Genomic DNA, 18724 nt, shown 5'->3' on the forward strand with positions numbered 1-18724 from the left:
TATGCTGAAGATAAATAACAATAACTAAAGCATAATTATAGTATAACAAGCTTCTGAGCAAATGTGTTTTGTTTTTTATTTATTTCAGCAAATATTTATCAAACCCACACCACTTCACTCGTAACTGATGCTGTTTTATAGCATCAGTTTTTTTAAAAAGATAAGAAACCACCATGGCTCGCCTAGAGCGCGAGCCACCATCTATGATGAAAAATTTTGCTTTATAATGTTTAGATTTTTTTTAAATACTACCTAAAATAAATAAGTTACATAATGGTAAATAGCGTTTTTTTCATACAAAAGTATAAAATGAGGTGCTTGTGGTTAACGAAATAAACGAATAGCCACGTCCGGCGCATGAGTCCAGCAACGATGCGAATTCAGAAATGCGCCCTACGATAAGGCATCATCGGTTCGTCATAAAGAGGAAGGCCGACTAAAAACGGGCTTGCCGCTCAGGCGTCGGCATACCCCTGTTTTTTTAGTGGCATGATTCCTTTATCTTTAGTTGATTCGTTCCATTCGCTACGTTGCTAAACGGGCGCCCCGCGCCTTTGTTCAAACTGTCCATATTTTCCTTATCAAAACCATTTTTCAGCTTTTTCCATTAAATTATGCGTCGTATCAAATAATAACGGTACCTCAGGAATAGATCGGACAAAATATTTCCCATACCTTGCTGTTACAATTCGTGAGTCACAAATAAACACAATACCTCGATCACTACTGGAACGAATTAATCTGCCGAAACCTTGTTTGAAACGAATAACAGCGTTAGGTAATGAATATTCCATAAATGGATTCTTCCCTTGTTCCTTTAAAAAATTTGATTTTGCTTCAAGGACAGGATGATCAGGAGGCTGAAATGGGAGACGAACAATTACAAGGCATGATAGATCTTCGCCCGGGATGTCCACACCTTCCCAAAATGAACTTGTACCCAAAAGGATGGCTTGATCAAATGTCTGGAAATTTTTCTTTAAACGCTCTCTACTTCCACTTGAAATCCCCTGTGCAATGAGTGCATACGTATCATTTTCCATTAGTTCTTTTAATAAGGAATGCGAACGTCGTAGCATATCATACGATGTAAATAATACAAGCATCCGCCCGTTTGTAATTGCCGCTAACGATAAGATAGCATCACAGGTTGCATAGATAAAATCATCTGTCTGACCAAATTTTATATTAGGGAAATCATTTGGTACCATTAATTGTACTTGATCAGCATAAGAAAACGGCGAGGCAATCTGCTTGGTTATTGTCTGTTCATGCTGTAAACCTAATCTGTCCATAATGAACCGAAATGAATGCTCCATCGTTAACGTAGCGCTTGTTAAAATAACACTCTCTTTAACAGAAAAAAAACCGTCCATTAATAAATCAGCTACATCTGTTGGTTCACTATATAAGTAAACAGCGTTCTTAGCTCCATACGTCTCTATCTCCATCCATTTTACTTCCTGCATACTGTTATCGACAAGAAAAAGTTGTTCCAATTGGTCAATAAATGTTTGCAGTCGTTCTGTTCCGGCAAGAAGTTTCTCTTTATCCTCATGAAGAAATTGTTCTTGTTGCAAATCTGCTTCGATCATCGTTAAACCGTGAATTAAATCTCGTAAATAGAAGATTAACCTGGCAACCATTTCTTTAATGACAGCCCACTTTTTTGGATCTTCCTTTGTCTGTTCAAAACGATATTGCGTTCTACCAATATCGCTATATGATTTATCCCGTTTACGCTGATCAACAACATATTGGAACAAGTAACGAAACAGATCATCGGTTTCATAGCGAGCATCATCAATCAGTGTATCCCATGTAGTTTTCGTCTTCTGAGAAAGACCAGATGTGTAATGAGACAAAACAGTATGGATAAGTTTCTGCTCGTCTGTTCTCCCTAATTGGTTCAATGTAAAATGCATATGCATATAATCCAGTTTTAAGCCATAATGCTTCGAAACCGTAGCCTCAAAATGATGGGCCTCGTCAATAATTGCCCGGTCATAAACAGGTAAAAGCACAGAAGGATGAAACATATCTGTACATAATAATGCATGATTTGTGATGACAATATGTGCTTGCTGTGCCCGTCTTTTTGCGTGCTGATAATGTGATCTGAAAAACCAAGGCGAGGACGGATCAACGCCTTCTTCCATGTCTGCAGAAATCCGACGGAAAAACCAATAGCCACTAGAAGGTAGCTGGATTTCATCAATATCGCCTGTCTCTGTCTCCGTTAACCAAACTAAAATCATGGCAATGGTTAAAGCAATGTCGTAGTTGCTTTGTTGAGGCTCCAATAACTCCTGCTGCAATTTTTCCAGACTAATGTAATGTGCTTTCCCTTTTAGAAGTGCAACATGAAAGGAAAAAGGGATCAACTGACGAATTAACGGAATTTCTGCTTCCAGTAGTTGGGATTGTAATTGTGTTGTGTATGTACTAATGACAACACGCTTATCTTTACAAACTGCATCATATATGGCTGGAATAAGATAGGCAAGCGACTTTCCAGTTCCTGTTTCTGCTTCAATTAAAGCGTGTTGCTTCATTTGAAAAGCATCAAAAATAATTTCGGACATCTCTCGCTGTCCAGCACGTTTTTCATACTTTTGCATTGCTTTTTCCAAACTACCATTTGCTTCGTAAATGGAATCTAAATAATCGCCAAAAGAAAGGTTTATAGTGCAACTATCTAGTTCACCAATATTTATACGTCGATAAGCAAGCCCTTGATATGTAGCAATTTCATGGTTTTCCTCTGCAAATAAATTTTGCTCCCTATAATAAGCGAACAACTCATATGCATCTGATTGTAACCATTTTTCCACTTGTAATAATTGATCAATTGTTTCATATGGTAACGAGGCAAGTTTTTCTTTCAGCTTTAAAAATAATTTTGCCGTAACAAACGCATCTGAAAGTGCGCGATGTGGTTGGTCATGTTGAATTTGTAAATATTCTGTTAGCTGATTCAACTTAAAGCTCGGTGCACTAGGAAATAAAATTCTTGCTAATTCGACCGTATCGAGTACTGGATTGGTTAGTTTTATTCGATTACTATTAGCTAATTCTTCATTTAAAAACCCTAGATCAAATGGAACATTATGTGCGATCAAATAACTATCTGCGAACAACGCCGAAATCTCATCAGCAATCTCTTCAAATGATGGTGCATCCATAACATCGTCATCAGAAATACCTGTTAAATTTGTGATAAAGGGAGGAATTTCTTTGTTAGGATGCAGTAAGGTGGAATAGCTGTCTACAATCGTATCTTGTTCAATAACAACAATGCCTACTTCGATAATTTTATCTGTTTTGGCTGGAGCATTTCCAGTCGTCTCTAGGTCGATCACAACATATCGTTGCATGTTAGCCCCTCCCTTCTTCAAAAACTAAAAACTTTAAGACATTACTCAAAAAGTACTTCCGAAATATACATCTGATTTCTTGGGTTTTTTTCTTTGTTGCTGAAACACACCCTTTAAAATGTTTTACTTTATTAGTAAGGAGGCTATTCTTCATTTCAATCTGCTTTATGGAACCAGTCAATTTCTCCAGAATATAATCGTTCTACACTTCCATTGTCATTTTTTATTAATAGTGCACCATCATCAGCCAATCCATAAAAAACAGCTTGGCGATGTCGGTCTAATTGGCGGATCGTTATACGCTCCCCCATTTTAAACCCATAAGCTTCCCACTTTGTTTTAACAGCTAAAAAGCCTTGTTGCATATACGTATCATAAAGGATCTCAAAATGCTTTAAAAAATGTTGCATAATTTGCTTGATCGACCATTGTTTTCCGGTTTCGATTTGTAAGGAAGTTGCTCTTTGTTGTACTTCCTCCGGCCAATCTTTACTTTCCTGATTAATATTTAAACCGACACCAATAATAACATATTGGATTTGATCTTGTTCCGCTTGCAACTCCGTTAAGATCCCTGCACATTTTTTCTCATTGTCAAACAGGATATCGTTCGGCCATTTAATGCTTGGTGTTAACCCTGTAAGCTCTTCAATGGTTTCAGCTAGCGCTACAGCTGTTAATAACGTTAACTGTGGCGCGAGATAAGGAGGCAAAGACGGTTGTAAGATCATACTCATCCACATACCATCGCCTTTTTTTGAATGCCAATCCCGGTTCATTCTACCTCTGCCTGAAGTCTGTTCATCAGCAATAACAATCGTTCCATGTCCTTTATGTTCCTTAGCAGCATTGTGCGCAATAATTTGTGTGGAACTGGTCACTTCACGGTGAATGACATTTTTACCAAGCCACTTCGTTTCTAATCCCCAGCGGACGGTGTTTTCAGATATCTTTTCCGGATAACTGACAATTCGATAACCTCGCTTAGATTTTGCTTCTATTTCATATCCGTCTTTCTCCAATTCCTTCATATGCTTCCAAATAGCACTTCGAGAAATATTTAATTCCTCAGATAGCGCTTGTCCAGATATATAATCTTCCTTATTTTTTGCAAGTAATTGAATTAATTGATTGCGGGTGGATTGCATCTTATCCATTCCTTTATCGTGTAATAATCATTAGGTAACTGACCTGCTACAATTTGTTGCTCAAGTCTATGGAGCAGTTGCTCAATCCAGGGACCTTTTTTATAACGAGGAAATAAAGCAACAATGTCTCTTCCGTTCATTTGCATATCCGTTCTTGATTGAATCGGTAGTGTTTGCTCGATTTGTACTAACTGTTCTAAAGAAATATCTTGTTCGGAACATAAGCAATTTACCAGCCTAATAAAACCATTATATAGCGATTCTGGCAATTGATAGACGAGCCAAGGTGTTAAGCCGTTTGTTTGTAATTCATCCAGCTGCCTGATAAGAACAGAAGCAGCATTTTTATGCTTATTGGAGCATTTCCAAGCTTTTACCCATGTCGATAGGGCAATCGTTCGATCTAGAAAGTGAAATAGGACAAGCACTTCGTGAAAGTAAGGCAAAGGCTGAATCTTTTTGGGTAACTGTTGAATTAAAGACGGAGCTTTTTCAAATACAGGTAAGTGCTGATAAATATTCAAATCAACTACATAAGCTAACCCTTGTTGAACAAAGTCTCCAGCAAATAATTTCGCAAACTCTTTCGTTATCCGTTCCACCGCCAGCCCTTTCATTTCATGCTTCACTTTTAGAATATGTTCAATAGTAGTGGGATGAATGGTGAACCCAAGTTGACTGCTAAAGCGGAGTGCCCGAATGATTCGTAACGGATCTTCCCTAAACCGTTCCTCGCCATTTCCTACTGTTTTAATCACCCGATGATTTAAGTCATGTCTTCCATTAAACAGATCAATGATATTCCCTTCTAGATCCATAGCAAGAGCGTTAATGGTAAAATCTCTTCTTTCTAAATCCTTGTCAATACTCTGGACATAGGTCACGGCGTCTGGATGGCGTTGATCAGAGTAGGTTCCATCAACCCGAAAGGTAGTTACTTCATATGATTCACCTTCATGGCGAATGATTACCGTTCCATGTTCAATCCCTACTGGAATGACCGCAGGAAACATATTCTGTAATGCATCTGGTTTTGCCGATGTTGCAATATCTATATCACCAATCGGACGATGAAGCAAAAAGTCTCTCACGCAGCCTCCTACAAAATAGACGCTATATCCATGAGCTGCGATTTTTTCCAATATCGGTTGTGCTTTACGAAAAGGTTTTGCTAACACGTTTATCACCAATCTCTATGGGGTAGAAAGCAACTGATCATATAATTGCTCGTATTGCTCTACAATATGAGTCGAGTGAAAATGATCCTTCACCCTTTTTATAGCGTGGTTGGAAAAGCTTTTCCATAACTCACGATCTGTCAATAATTGAATAGCATACGAAGCAGCTTGCTCAATCGCTGCTAAATCAACAAGAAACCCTGTCTTTTCATGGTCAATTACTTCTGGTATCCCACCAACGTTTGTGCCGATACACGGGACGCCACATGCCATTGCTTCCAATAAGACAAGACCAAAACTTTCTTTTTCTGATAGCAATAATTTTAAATCGCTAATTCGCAATAAATCATTAACGTTTTTTTGTTTGCCTAAAAATAACACGTTTTGCTCGATTCCTAAATCTTGTACTAGCTCCATGGCGGTACCGCATTCTGGGCCATCCCCGATAAGCAATAACTTACTATCTGTTTGCTTATGAATAAGATCAAACGTACGAATTATATCTGGGAGCCGCTTTACCTTGCGAAAATTAGAAATATGAGCGATAACTTTTTCTGTCGGTTTAATCCCATATTGCTCTTTAATCGATAATAATGGTTTTGGATAATACTCCTGTTCATTAACAAAGTTATAGATAACATGTATATTTTGCTTTACGTTTAGCATCTGTTTCGTATGAGCTGCTAAATGGTTCGATACCGCTGTCACTGCATCTGATTGATGAATAGCATGTGTAATCATATTTTTAAAAATATCATCAATTGCTAACACAGTAATATCTGTTCCATGCAACGTTGTCACAATCTTCACCTTATGATCTGCAATGTCTCTTGCTAATAGGGCACTGATGGCATGTGGCATAGCGTAGTGGACATGTAATATGTCCAATTTTTCTCGGTTAATCACCTCAGCCATTTTTGCAGCTAATGCAAGATCATATGGTGGGTATTGAAACACGGGATAATGACTTAACTCAACTTCATGAAAAAAAATTCTTGGATGAATATGATTTAACCGAAACGGCAAGCTAGAAGTTATAAAGTGAACTTCATTGCCTCTTTCAGCAAGTAACATTCCGAGTTCGGTTGCAATAACTCCTGATCCGCCTACACTAGGATAGCAGGTAATTCCAATTTTTTTCATGCTTGCTTTTCCTGTTCCTTCTTCTGTTTGACAATTTCCCGCCATTGAAAATCCCCTTTTTCTAGTCCGCGAATAAAAATTTCCGAGGCAGCAATATTGGTTGCAAGTGGTATATGATAAACGTCACACAGACGCATTAAAGCACTAATATCAGGTTCATGAGGTTGGGCAGTTAATGGATCGCGAAAAAAAATCACCATATCCATTTCATCATTTGCAATCATGGCCCCAATTTGCTGGTCGCCACCTAACGGACCTGATTGGAATAAATGAACGTCAAGACCTGTTGCTTCACGAATCCTACTTCCTGTTGTTCCTGTAGCATATAAATCATGATCTTTTAAAATATATTGATAAGCCGTTGTAAAATTAACCATATCTTGCTTCTTTTTATCATGAGCAATTAAAGCAATATTCATCGAATTCCCCCACTTTTATAAAATTGTTTCTAACCCGTATATTAAACCTTTTATTTCCATTACTCTATTGACACAGAGTTTAATTCCGTCCATAAAGGAAGCCCGGTTCATGGAATCATGTTTAATGGTTAAGGTTTGTCCAGGGCTGCCAAAAATAACCTCCTGATGTGCAACTAAGCCTGGAAGGCGAACGCTATGAAGCTTGATGCCATCTAGATCAGCACCTCTTGCTCCGGGGATAGTCTCTTTCTCTTCTGGATGACCTTGTTTTTTCGATTGACGGTTTTCTCTAATTAGTTCCGCAGTTTTAATAGCTGTTCCAGAAGGGGCATCTAATTTTTGATCATGGTGCTTTTCAATAATATCTACATCTGGGAAGTAAATAGCCGCCATTTTAGCAAATTTCATCATTAATACTGCTCCAACTGCAAAATTGGGGATAATCATACATCCAACATTTTGTTGTTGTGCAAACGCATCTACTTCTTTTAACTGCGTTTCCGTAAATCCTGTCGTACCTACTACAGGGCGAACTTTATGCTCAAGGGCTGTTTTTGTATGCTTATAGCCTGCTGCAGGCACTGATAATTCAATAAGGACATCTGTGTTTTTATGGTTTTGAAAGCATGCCTGAGCGTCCTCATAGATCGGAATTGCACGGTCCACTTCTGGAAGAATAGTGTCTAATGTTTTACCATTATTTTTATGATCAATGCAGGCGACCAAGCGGAAATCCGGCTCATTCATTACCATTTTTACTGCTTCAGAGCCCATTTTTCCTCTGGGGCCAGCAATTACAATATTAATTGTCATACATTACTCTCCTCTTTTTATGTAGATGGATCTTTTTTTGTCCAGCGATTCTTGTCTCTCGTTTCAATTTTAGTAATTGCTGTATGAAAAGCATCGGATAAATCAATATCCAATGAATTAGCAAAGCATGTGAGGACAAAAATAATATCGCCAAGTTCTTCTTCCATTGTTTTTTCTTTTTCCGTTTCCTTTTTAGGCTTTTCACCATAATAATGATTAACTTCTCTAGCTAATTCACCAGTTTCTTCCGTTAAACGGGCCATTAAGCTTAAAGGAGAAAAATATCCTTCTTTAAATTGCCCGATATAGCGATCTACTCGTTCCTGAATTTCTTGTGTCGTATATATTGGATTTGTCATCAATCTCTTCCTTTTCCTCATCTATATCAATACTTTCATGTTAGCGAATCCATAGCCTTTTGACAAATGATTTATTTCGTAGAGCTTCTCCGTTTGTGCTGTCTTGTTATTCAAATTGGACAAATTGCTTCGCCTGCTATACATTTCATTTTTTCACTATGGTTTCTTTACTAGTAATATGTGTTTATTATACGTTAAATGTAAATGTATTGGAAGTTCAAGAGTAATCGCCGAAGCTCACAAAAATGGCTCGAAGTTCACAAATTTTTTACTAAAGTTCATAAATTTGACCAGCTTTATCGTTACCTGTTTTAGCTTCTCATATGATAATGGAAGCCATTTTATTCACTTGGACCTGCTAAAAAAAGTGAATCATCCATCAGTGGAGGTTTTCATTCATCCTCTACTGATTGTTAGTACGGTAATGGTATGAACTAAAGGCCTCTTGCGAAATAGGGCATTTAGGTGCTGTGAAATCTCCCACTTAGACTTGTTGCAGTACAAGTTTATCCAACCTAAAGCGGGAGTCTTACAGTACCTTATATGCGGAAGAAAAATGTACACACAGCGGCGATTTTTGAAACAGCCTTATGCATTCTTTGAACTTTAGATTGGGTAAACATATGTAACTGCACATTTCGGTTACAATAACAGATATTCTCACACCATCTTCAATGGATAAAATAAATTAAGCCTAATTAAACAACTATTTTACTTTGTGAATAATTTATATATACTAAAAGAAGCTAATTGTTGAGGTGATTAGACTATTGCTGTGAACCATTGTCATATTGAAGGAGGGAAATCTTTTTTGTTTCATTTACACATTAAAAATATCTTATTTATACTATTAGGCGCGGTAATATTTTCTTTTGGAATCGTTCATTTTAATATGCAACATAATTTAGGCGAAGGTGGATTTACCGGGATAACTTTGCTGTTATATTTTTTATGGCGCTTTGACCCTGCTGTAACAAACATATTACTGAATATCCCTATGTTTTTAATTGGGTGGAGGTTTCTAGGCAGAACTACGTTTATCTATAGCATTATTGGTACTGCCGCTGTGTCTTTATTTTTAAGTATTTTTCAAATCAAACCTTTTGCAATCCACCTAGAGTCAGATATGACGTTAGTAGCGTTATTCGCTGGTATTTTTATCGGTGTGGGATTAGGGATTATCTTTCGGTACGGAGGAACAACTGGCGGCGTCGATATTATTGCCAGACTTGCTAATAAATACATAGGTTGGAGTATGGGGAAGACCATGTTCCTATTTGACTTTTTTGTTATTATAACATCTGTGTTTGCCATTTTAGATTTAAAACAGGGGATGTATACCTTGGTTGCTGTTTATATTGGAGCTAGAGTGATTGATTTTATCCAAGAAGGTGCTTATTCTGCAAAAGGAACCACTATCATTTCTAACCAAAGTGATAAAATTGCCGCAACTATCTTACAGGATATGGATCGTGGCGTCACGGTGTTGGAAGGAAGGGGTAGCTATTCTGGAAACAAGCGCGATGTATTATATTGCGTAGTTGCTAGAAATGAAATTGTCCGCTTGAAAAATATTATTCATTCCATCGACCCGCACGCATTCGTAGCTGTTAGTACGGTTCATGACGTAGCTGGTGAAGGCTTCACACTGGATGAGAATAAAAATCCCATTCGAAGTTGACGAAAATATATCCTCGCAATAATCCAATGGTATCCAGGTTACATAAAAAGAATGTTCAATCAGTGGTATCTTTTTCTATTCCTACAGATAGTAGGTACTGCAAGAGTCTTATCTAAAGGCCCTTGATCGAATGGGGAATAGGCGCATTATCTTTCAGTTCGACTTTTTATTAAACTCCGCTTTCTTTGAAGTGGGACTTTATTCGGGATAAACAAACCAAATGACTCTTCTTCATCATGAAAATGAAACTAGAGAATTTCATTTTATTACGTTGCGAGGCGCTTGCGCCGGGTGACTAGTCGTTTATTTGTTATCTACAAGCACCTCATTTTATAGTTTTCTATACAACCAAAAAAAGGGTGGCGATACGCCATCCTTTTTTTACAATTAGCTCATTACACTATTCATTACTTGCAGCAAACATCCAAATAAATCGTACTAGTTCTGCTAATGCCACAAGCGCTGCTGCCACATACGTCATAGCAGCTGCATTTAAAACTTTTTTCGTGTCTCGCTCTTCATTATTTCGAATAATTCCTGAGGACACCAACTGTGTCATCGCTCTGTTGGAAGCGTCAAATTCTACAGGTAATGTAACAAGCTGGAACAATACAGCTGCAGCAAACAGAACAATTCCAAGTAAATATAATTGTGTCATGCCAAAAATTATACCAATAAATAGCAAGATCACACCAAAATTGGAACCAAAGTTCGCAGCCGGAACGAGCGCGCTTCGAAAGCGTAGAAATGCGTACTCTTCCGCATCCTGAATAGCATGTCCAACTTCGTGCGCCGCAACAGCAGAAGCGGCCATCGAATGTCCATGGTAATTATCGCTGGACAGACGTACTACTTTTTTCCTTGGATCATAATGATCGGAAAGCATCCCTTTAGTTTCCTGTATCGCAACATCGTATAATCCGTTTTCATCAAGAATTCTGCGTGCTACTTGCGCGCCCGTCATATACGAAGAAGTTGGTTTTTTCATATATTTTTTATACGTGTTTTTTACATTTGCACTAGCCCAAATGGGGATGATAAGCAGTAAAGCTACGTAAATTAAGTAACTTCCCAATCCACCAAACATGTTCATTCCTCCTTGTTTATTAAGGTCAATTTTAGTCAAAAATGGCGCATTAGTCAACTGTTTTGTCTTGCTTGTTTTTCTTTTCTCCTCTATATTTTCTCCAACTTACATAAGTTAATGTAATGCCAATACAACCACCTACAATAAGTACAATCCAAATGAATGGAAACAATTGGCCCTTTTGTTCCATTGCTGGTTGCGCTGCCCGATGAACATTTGCTTGGATCGCTTTAGGCGTGAAAGCGATAGCATATATAATTATCCCTATGATCACCCCAAAAGTTAGCACGAACAAATGTCTGTTTTTATTCATAGAGACCACCCCACTTTTTCTTCTTATACTAATGTATGAAGTGGTCAGTCATGATATAACAAAAGAGAAATCCTTATACTCACTTTCGTTCTTGCATTCCAATTGTAAGATAATAAGCTATCGCCACAGAAAGGATGCTGAGCCAAAATGTAAAGTAGCCAATTTCGTTCAAATAAGAAGCTAATGATGAATATACAGGCATTTGTTCAAATACATAGTCTATTACATCATTATGGAAGATCCAAACAGCTGCAAAAACGATATGCCTCATACGTAAATGATAGTACGGAGCATAGAGAAGCCCCTGAATCGCCATAGCCCCATGTGAAGCCATTAACATATAGCCTTGCCAACTTAATGATCCCTCTATAACCAAAGTGAGCAAATTCATTACTACTGCCCAAACACCATATTTAAATAATGTAATAATAGCCAAAGCTTCTATGTAAGGAATATGTTTACCAAAGATAAAAAATAATAAGAAAATGGTAAAAAACAAACTGGCGGTAGGACTATCAGGAACAAAAACAAAAAAGATCGGATCGGTATGTGATAATTGTGATTCATACCACATGTAACCATAAATGGTCCCGGCTAAGTTGATTAAGAATAATAAAAATAGGAAACGTTTATCTAACAATATGTATTTAATCAAAATGTTACCCTCTTTTCTAAGCAGCTTTAACACAATAGTACAAATTGATGAATCATTAGAGATCAAATAAAGTGAATCTAACAATCAGTGGGTGTTTTCTTTTATCCCCCACTAATTGTCAGTACCTTAAGGGTATGACCTAATGGTTTCTGAACAGAATCGCCTTTGTTTTGATCCTCTTAGGATTTCCCTCATAGTATGGCAAGACGAGTTTTACTGCCAGTTCCTACGAGCTAAAATGTAAAATAACCGAACTCCAGATTGTTAACCATGTATACACAATTACTGTTCAATCTCTTTCGTTCAACTTATTTCTAAAACTTTCAAAGCCGAAGTTTCTGATTTATTAAATGTTTTTCTAACGACTACAAAGCTCTATTAGTTAAAGAAGCACCTTTACCAGCATCGTGTGGCAAAAGTGCTTCTCTTCTTCGATTATTCTTCTGATTGCTCGTTTACAGATACGATAAAATCAACTAATTGTTCAAGTTCTTCATCTGTACCAGCAAACTGGTCAGGTGGCATGGAGCCAATCCCTTCTTTTGCAATCGTTGCAATTTCTTCGGCGGATTTATCAATACCGATTAATGAAGGTCCAGCTCCACCACCTTGCAAATTATCACCATGACATGATAAACAGCTGTTTTCATAAACGGCGTATCCTGCGTGCTCTGTATCGATCTCTGCCTGTTCACCAGGAGGGATCGGTTTATTAGCTTCTGCTCTGGACTCCCAATCTACATTAGCTGCAGATTCATACGTTAGCCAGATAACAGAAGCTAGGGCAAGAAGCATCATCCCAACAGAGATCGGGCGTTGATGTGGTCTTCTCCCAGGTCCATTGTCTAAAAACGGAGCCAATAATAATGCGCCAAAGGCTATTCCAGGCAATACTAGAATACCCATAAGAATATAGTTTTGACTTGCAAATTCATATTTTAACAGTTCGTACAAGAACAAGAAGTACCAGTCTGGTAATGGAATATATGATGCGTTTGTTGGATCAGCCATTCCCTCCAACGGTGAAGGATGAGCTAATGTTAAACATAAAAATCCAACTAAAAATACCGCACCAACTAACCATTCTTTTAATAAAAAGTTGGGCCAGAAAGCTTCTGTTCTTCCAGGATATTCGGAATAATCCTTAGGTACATTTGGTTTTCTGTCGGTAGTGATACGTGAGTCACCAACAAATTTCATCCCTTTTCCCTTATGCATGCTTTCCCCTCCTTTTTATAATGGTCCAGAAATACCTTGTCTACGAATTAGAATAAAGTGTATTGCCAATAATGCAAAGAGTGCTCCTGGTAAAAAGAACACATGAATAGCGAAGAAACGTGTAAGCGTTTGAGCTCCAACGATGTTTGGATCTCCTGCTAATAGCGTTTTCAACTCTTCACCAATAAACGGAACTTGCTGTGCGATTTCCAATCCAACCTGCGTAGCAAAAAATGCTTTGTTGTCCCACGGTAGTAAATAACCGGTAAACCCAAGACCAAGCATAATAAAGAAAATCAATACACCAACAATCCAATTTAGTTCACGTGGTTTTTTATAAGCTCCTTGGAAAAACACTCGTAGTGTATGTAATAATAGCATGACAATAACAACACTAGCGCCCCAATGGTGCATACCACGAACAATTTGTCCATGTGCCACTTCAGTTTGCAAGTAATAAACGGATTTCCAAGCATTTTCGATGTCCGGTACATAATACATGGTTAAGAACATACCAGATAGAATCTGAATTACCACCACAAAAAATGTTAATCCACCAAAGCAATAAACAAAGGCGGAAAAATGATGCGCTGGATTCACATGCTCTGGTACTTCATGATCTGCAATATCCCGCCAGATTGGCGTAATATCTGCACGTTCATCAATCCAATCATAAATTTTCTGTAGCATAAACTATTACGCCCCCTTTCTCGGTACTGCATCACCTAAAAATAAAATACCATCTCTTACTTCTGATTCATAAACATCCAATGGCTGCAAAGGTGGAGTTCCTGGTACGTTTGTTCCATCCTTGTAGTATCGTCCATCATGACATGGGCAAAAAAATTGATCAGGATATTCATCACTTCCTCCCCAGGATACGACACAGCCCAAGTGTTTACAAATTGGAGAAAAGGCTTGGATATCACCATTCTCATCCTTGAAGACCCAAGCAGATCGATTTACTTGCGACTCATACCAGCCATCAACTTGGTCAATCTTCCAATCAATCTTTTGAGGCTCATTAGTGATATCATCAACGGATAAACCGACATTTGCCATGTCTCCCTGCCCCGATTCCTTTAACACTGGATCAACTGCCATTCGCAACATTGGTGCTAGCATTCCTGCTGCCATAAAACCACCAACCCCAGTAAGCGTATAGTTCAAGAACTGTCTACGGGATACTTGCTGCTTTTTATCGCTCATGATTTTCCCCCCCTCTTTTACAATAATCACGGACAATACAGTTATTTCAGATTACTAGGACATAACCATGATAGCGTAAACTATTTGTCCGGTCAATCATTATTCCTTTTTTGCAGATAAACTTTTTGCTCATTATTACCAATAGGATCGAATTAATTCACTCATCTGCTCTACCTGATCACGAATAAATCTATGCATATCAGCAGAATAAAGGTCACCTGACTTCATTCCAGGGAGCCATAACAGTGTTCCAGGAAGAGCCTGCTCATGTTTTTTCCACGCGGCATCTAGCGTAAGAAAAAACACATGCTTAAACGGCTGATGTTGTGCTTCTTCAACCCAAGCACTAACCCGCGAAAGCTCGGCTTCCTTAGCTGTAGTTTTTACATAATAATAAGGTGGTAGTAACATCATACGACCCGTTAGCTCTTTCTCCAATTCATTAACAAGAGCTGTTGTCCATTCCTTTTGAAAAGCATTTACTTCTATGGTGCTATCAATCTGCATCTGAAAAGGAATCAAGGGAATTAAAACCGTATCAATGTATTCTTTTGCTTCTATATATTGTGTCATGTCTGATTTTTTCCATCTCATCTGCTCTGCCCAGCCTTTCTCTTTTCACTTTGCCTATTTTTAATTGATTTATCTAAATCTTATCTATCCTTGCAAAAAAAATCAACCTATTGCTTCAGCAATTTTGGTTGATTCGAAAATGTCTCTTCCAACAATTGAAGGTCTTTCGCTAGTTTTAGAAAAGCTTCTTCATCCATATTATCTAAAGCTTGATCAATTTGCTTATTTAGAGCCTGCTTTTGGAATTCATAACGTGATTGCTCAAGCAATTGTTGTGCTGCTTCTTTATCCTGAGCTGTTATAAAATATTCATCTGGAATAAATGGATTTTCTTCTAATACAGCAATGTATAATGCATTTTGGTATGATTTTTTGAAATTAAGTTGAAGATAAAGGGCTTCTGTTTTATTTAATCGAATATCATGAAACGACTTCTCTGCATCTGTTGTTACGAGTTGATTTTTATAAAAACGAAAAGCTGTTTCACTTGAACATTGACTTGTCATGATGATGCCCCGTGGGCAAAATTTCGCTTCTCTAACAAAATGAAGCTGACTAAGCAACTCCTCATGATTCATTAAATAATTTAAAATCCATACACTTTCTCGTTTTTTCAACTGGTAATGATTTAAAAACCATTGGATAAAGCTTTTTTTATCTTCAACAGATACTGGAGTATGCACCATTTTTCACTCTCCTTTACAACTTCTCCTCTCGGATAATCTGGATCCGTTAAAAACCGAGTCCATTAACAACAGATAAGAAGTTGTTCAATCATATCTAGCTTCTTATCATTCCTCAAGATCTGATTGCTTTAAACGGAACAAAAATTCATTTATTTCATCATCTGTCGGCTGTTGTTCAAGATATGCAGTAAAAACAGGTATCGCCTCTTTGATCCTCCCTTCCTCTGTTAAAAAATAGCCATATTCTTTCAAAAAATCGCTATCATCTTTGAGATTATTATATGCAGCATTATAATGGTTTAATGCATTATTGTATGCTTCCAATTCATTATAAGCTCGGGCCAGTTCCCATTCATACAAAGGATCTTCAGCACCTGTATTTCTTATTTCGATAAGCAGGTCAACAATTCCTTTAAAATCATCCTTATTTTTTAATAGTTCAATTAAAAATAGTACAGCTTCTTTATAGTCAGGATCCATTGCCACAGCTTCCCGAACGTGGGTCTCGCTTGCTTCAACTTTCCCTAGTTGGTGTGCAAGCTTTCCAGCAAGTAAATAAAGATCTTTATTAAATGCATCTGTTTGCAGCCCTTTTTGACATATATCATATGCTTTCTCATACAACCCTTCTTCTTCATAAAGCGAAGCAAGCTGGTAATAAACGGTATGATAATATGTATCTAGCTCCACAACACGTTCCCATGCTTTTCTAGCAATGTCTGACCTACCCGCTTGATAAGCAGTAAAACCATATTTAAACAAGGAGTCTGGGTTTTCGCTATTTTCATCCTGATAATACGTTAAAGCTAACTCAAACTCACCAGCTTCAGCATATGCCTCAGCAAGTCGACCATTAATGGAAACATTCGCTACTTCCTTCATTTTAGGCAAAATATTTTCATAATAGGTGGCGGCTTTAAGATAATCTCCGGTTGAAAAATACAACTCTCCTAAAGCAAAGTCAATAATGGCTTCGTTTGGGTCATAACGCTTAGCCATTAATAATTTTTGTTCAGCTACTTCAAATAGCCCCTGTGCTTGATAAAGATCGGCTAATTGAATTAAGGTCTGCAAATAAGCCGGATCTTCTTCATCGATATCATTAAGAAGCTCAATAGCAGCTTCATCATCTTCCAATTCTGTATAAATATCAGCAAGCGTAACTTTTAATTCCCCTTCAGCAGGAAATTGTTGAATTAATTCTTCGAAAATTGCTTTCGCTTCATGCAGGTAGCCCCATTGCAAATATAGCTCTGCGATCGTATAGCGTTCTTCTTCATTTGCAGTCGGTAAATAGCTCTCTAGTAAGGCGATTGCTTCTTCTGTTTTCTGGGCCTCCATTAAACGAACAGCTTCCATGATTGTTTCCACATTGAACTCCCTTTCTTCACGTTCATCATGGTCTTTATCATAACGGAAAACAAGCAGATGTTCAAAATATACGCATGAAATGGGAGTTCAATATTCATTCACGCACTAAATCCGTTTAAGGTAATTTGTTTATCAGAGATGATAAAGAGACGTTCAAATCTACAGCTATAAGTTGATTTGAGCGCCTCTGTTTTTTGACTATTGCACAATTTGGTTTAAATCGTCATAAAAGCGGGGATATGATGTTGCAATTGGAGATATATCGTCAATTGCGATTTCACTCGTTGCAACAAGTGAAGCAATGGACGCCATCATAGCCATTCTATGATCATGATAGGATTGAACCCGATTTCCGTGTAATTGGGTCTTTCCATGGATAATTAACCCGTCTTCTGTCTCCTCCACACTAGCCCCTAATTTAGTAAGTGTTTCTGTTACAGCACGAATACGATCTGTTTCTTTCACACGAAGTTCTGCTGCATCTTTAATCACTGTCGTCCCTTCTGCTTGTGTAGCCAATAACGCAATGATCGGAATCTCATCAATGAGTCTTGGAACCATTTCTCCTTCAATGGTTGTGGCCGTTAATTCCTGATAACGAATGATAATATTGCCAATTCGTTCGCCACCTTTTACTTGTTCTTCCTCTATGCGTAAATCAGCACCCATCGCTAATAAAACATCCATTATTCCAGTGCGTGTTTCATTTAATCCAACATGTAATAGTTTTAGTTGACTATCTGGAACGATGGCAGCTGCTACAAGAAAGAATGCAGCAGAAGAAATATCACCAGGTACATAGATGTCCGTAGCTGTTAAAGCTTGCTTTCCATGAATTGAAATATCAGAACCATTTTTATTCAATTCCACACCAAATGCTCGTAGCATCGATTCGGTATGGTTTCTTGTAGGAGATATTTCCGTAACCGTTGTGATTCCTTCTGCAAACAAACCGGCCAATAAAACGGCAGATTTCACTTGGGCACTTTTAACAGGCAAATGGTAGTGAATGGATTTTAGTCGTCTCCCATCTACCGCTAAAGGAAGATAATTTCCTTGTGACCTCCCAGCAATACTTGCTCCCATTAAACGCAGTGGATCAACAACACGATTCATCGGACGTTTCGTTAAAGAAATATCACCATATAAAGTTGTAAACATTGGCAATCCAGCTAATATACCTAGCATTAACCTTGCAGTTGTCCCAGAATTTCCAAAATAGAGAGGCTCAACGGGTTCTGTTAATGATTGGGAGCCTTTTCCATGAATCGTTATACTTGATCCTTGCTGTTCAATGGTTACCCCCATCGCTCGAAAAATATTTATTGTCCGCATACAGTCTTCACTATCTAAAAAATGGTCAACAGTTGTTGTTCCTTGGGCTATAGAGCCGAACATAATGGATCGGTGCGAAATAGATTTATCACCAGGCACTTCTATAGTTCCCTGTAAAGGGCGGTTAATCGGTTGTAATATTCGTTCTTTCAACTTCCT

The 18724-nt window shown here is 37.8% G+C and carries 18 protein-coding genes; 1 reads left to right on the forward strand and 17 read right to left on the reverse strand.

The window, feature by feature from the left end; all coding sequences use genetic code 11:
* Positions 1-581: 581 nt before the first annotated feature.
* From dinG to BKP57_RS00100, 7 genes are all read right to left on the reverse strand, one after another.
* On the reverse strand, positions 582-3377 hold the full coding sequence (gene dinG / locus BKP57_RS00070; RefSeq protein ID WP_050352923.1) for an ATP-dependent DNA helicase DinG: 2796 nt from the start codon (positions 3375-3377) through the stop codon (positions 582-584).
* A gap of 155 nt (positions 3378-3532) precedes the next feature.
* The gene (locus BKP57_RS00075; protein ID WP_050352924.1) at positions 3533-4525 is read right to left on the reverse strand and encodes a biotin--[acetyl-CoA-carboxylase] ligase; all 993 of its coding nucleotides are present in this window, start codon (positions 4523-4525) and stop codon (positions 3533-3535) included.
* Positions 4501-5712, reverse strand: a complete 1212-nt coding sequence (locus tag BKP57_RS00080; protein WP_254844159.1) for a CCA tRNA nucleotidyltransferase — start codon at positions 5710-5712, stop codon at positions 4501-4503. The genes BKP57_RS00075 and BKP57_RS00080 overlap by 25 nt, the downstream gene beginning before the upstream one ends.
* Before the next feature lie 6 nt (positions 5713-5718).
* Positions 5719-6846, reverse strand: coding sequence for an N-acetyl-alpha-D-glucosaminyl L-malate synthase BshA (gene bshA / locus BKP57_RS00085; RefSeq protein WP_050353544.1), 1128 nt, complete (start codon positions 6844-6846; stop codon positions 5719-5721).
* Positions 6843-7265, reverse strand: a complete 423-nt coding sequence (gene mgsA / locus BKP57_RS00090; protein ID WP_072740859.1) for a methylglyoxal synthase — start codon at positions 7263-7265, stop codon at positions 6843-6845. The genes bshA and mgsA overlap by 4 nt, the downstream gene beginning before the upstream one ends.
* Before the next feature lie 15 nt (positions 7266-7280).
* A complete protein-coding gene (gene dapB, locus BKP57_RS00095; RefSeq protein WP_072740860.1) occupies positions 7281-8078 on the reverse strand; it encodes a 4-hydroxy-tetrahydrodipicolinate reductase in 798 nt (265 codons plus the stop codon).
* 17 nt (positions 8079-8095) lie between these two features.
* Positions 8096-8437 (reverse strand): nucleotide pyrophosphohydrolase, encoded by a 342-nt coding sequence (locus BKP57_RS00100; protein WP_050352928.1) that lies wholly within the window; start codon positions 8435-8437, stop codon positions 8096-8098.
* An 811-nt stretch (positions 8438-9248) separates the two neighbouring features.
* Between BKP57_RS00100 and BKP57_RS00105 the strand changes: the two genes are divergently transcribed.
* Entirely contained in the window at positions 9249-10118 is an 870-nt protein-coding gene (locus BKP57_RS00105) for a YitT family protein (RefSeq protein WP_050352929.1), read from the forward strand.
* Between the two features lie 400 nt (positions 10119-10518).
* Here the strand turns inward: BKP57_RS00105 and BKP57_RS00110 are convergent, their stop codons facing one another.
* The 10 genes from BKP57_RS00110 to aroA form a co-directional block, all read right to left on the reverse strand.
* On the reverse strand, positions 10519-11205 hold the full coding sequence (locus BKP57_RS00110) for a zinc metallopeptidase (protein WP_072740861.1): 687 nt from the start codon (positions 11203-11205) through the stop codon (positions 10519-10521).
* A gap of 49 nt (positions 11206-11254) precedes the next feature.
* A complete protein-coding gene (locus tag BKP57_RS00115) occupies positions 11255-11518 on the reverse strand; it encodes a sporulation protein YpjB (RefSeq protein ID WP_050352931.1) in 264 nt (87 codons plus the stop codon).
* A 79-nt stretch (positions 11519-11597) separates the two neighbouring features.
* Positions 11598-12173: a lipoprotein heptaprenylglyceryl N-acetyltransferase LhaT gene (locus tag BKP57_RS00120; RefSeq protein WP_072740862.1), complete on the reverse strand. Its 576-nt coding sequence runs from the start codon at positions 12171-12173 to the stop codon at positions 11598-11600.
* Positions 12174-12608: 435 nt separating this feature from the next.
* Positions 12609-13391 carry a menaquinol-cytochrome c reductase cytochrome b/c subunit gene (locus BKP57_RS00125; RefSeq protein WP_050352933.1) on the reverse strand — a complete coding sequence of 261 codons (783 nt, stop codon included), beginning with the start codon at positions 13389-13391 and terminating at the stop codon, positions 12609-12611.
* A 15-nt stretch (positions 13392-13406) separates the two neighbouring features.
* The gene (gene qcrB / locus BKP57_RS00130) at positions 13407-14081 is read right to left on the reverse strand and encodes a menaquinol-cytochrome c reductase cytochrome b subunit (RefSeq protein ID WP_050352934.1); all 675 of its coding nucleotides are present in this window, start codon (positions 14079-14081) and stop codon (positions 13407-13409) included.
* Positions 14082-14087: 6 nt separating this feature from the next.
* Positions 14088-14600 carry a QcrA and Rieske domain-containing protein gene (locus BKP57_RS00135; RefSeq protein WP_050352935.1) on the reverse strand — a complete coding sequence of 171 codons (513 nt, stop codon included), beginning with the start codon at positions 14598-14600 and terminating at the stop codon, positions 14088-14090.
* 135 nt (positions 14601-14735) lie between these two features.
* Positions 14736-15173: a DUF2487 family protein gene (locus BKP57_RS00140; RefSeq protein ID WP_232231282.1), complete on the reverse strand. Its 438-nt coding sequence runs from the start codon at positions 15171-15173 to the stop codon at positions 14736-14738.
* A gap of 107 nt (positions 15174-15280) precedes the next feature.
* Positions 15281-15856 carry a ReoY family proteolytic degradation factor gene (locus BKP57_RS00145; protein WP_050353545.1) on the reverse strand — a complete coding sequence of 192 codons (576 nt, stop codon included), beginning with the start codon at positions 15854-15856 and terminating at the stop codon, positions 15281-15283.
* Positions 15857-15964: 108 nt separating this feature from the next.
* Positions 15965-17230 carry a tetratricopeptide repeat protein gene (locus BKP57_RS00150; protein WP_050352937.1) on the reverse strand — a complete coding sequence of 422 codons (1266 nt, stop codon included), beginning with the start codon at positions 17228-17230 and terminating at the stop codon, positions 15965-15967.
* A gap of 198 nt (positions 17231-17428) precedes the next feature.
* A complete protein-coding gene (aroA, locus tag BKP57_RS00155; RefSeq protein ID WP_072740863.1) occupies positions 17429-18718 on the reverse strand; it encodes a 3-phosphoshikimate 1-carboxyvinyltransferase in 1290 nt (429 codons plus the stop codon).
* Positions 18719-18724: the final 6 nt, after the last annotated feature.

Source organism: Virgibacillus sp. 6R, from assembly GCF_001895305.1.
GTDB classification, from domain to species: domain Bacteria; phylum Bacillota; class Bacilli; order Bacillales; family Amphibacillaceae; genus Virgibacillus; species Virgibacillus pantothenticus.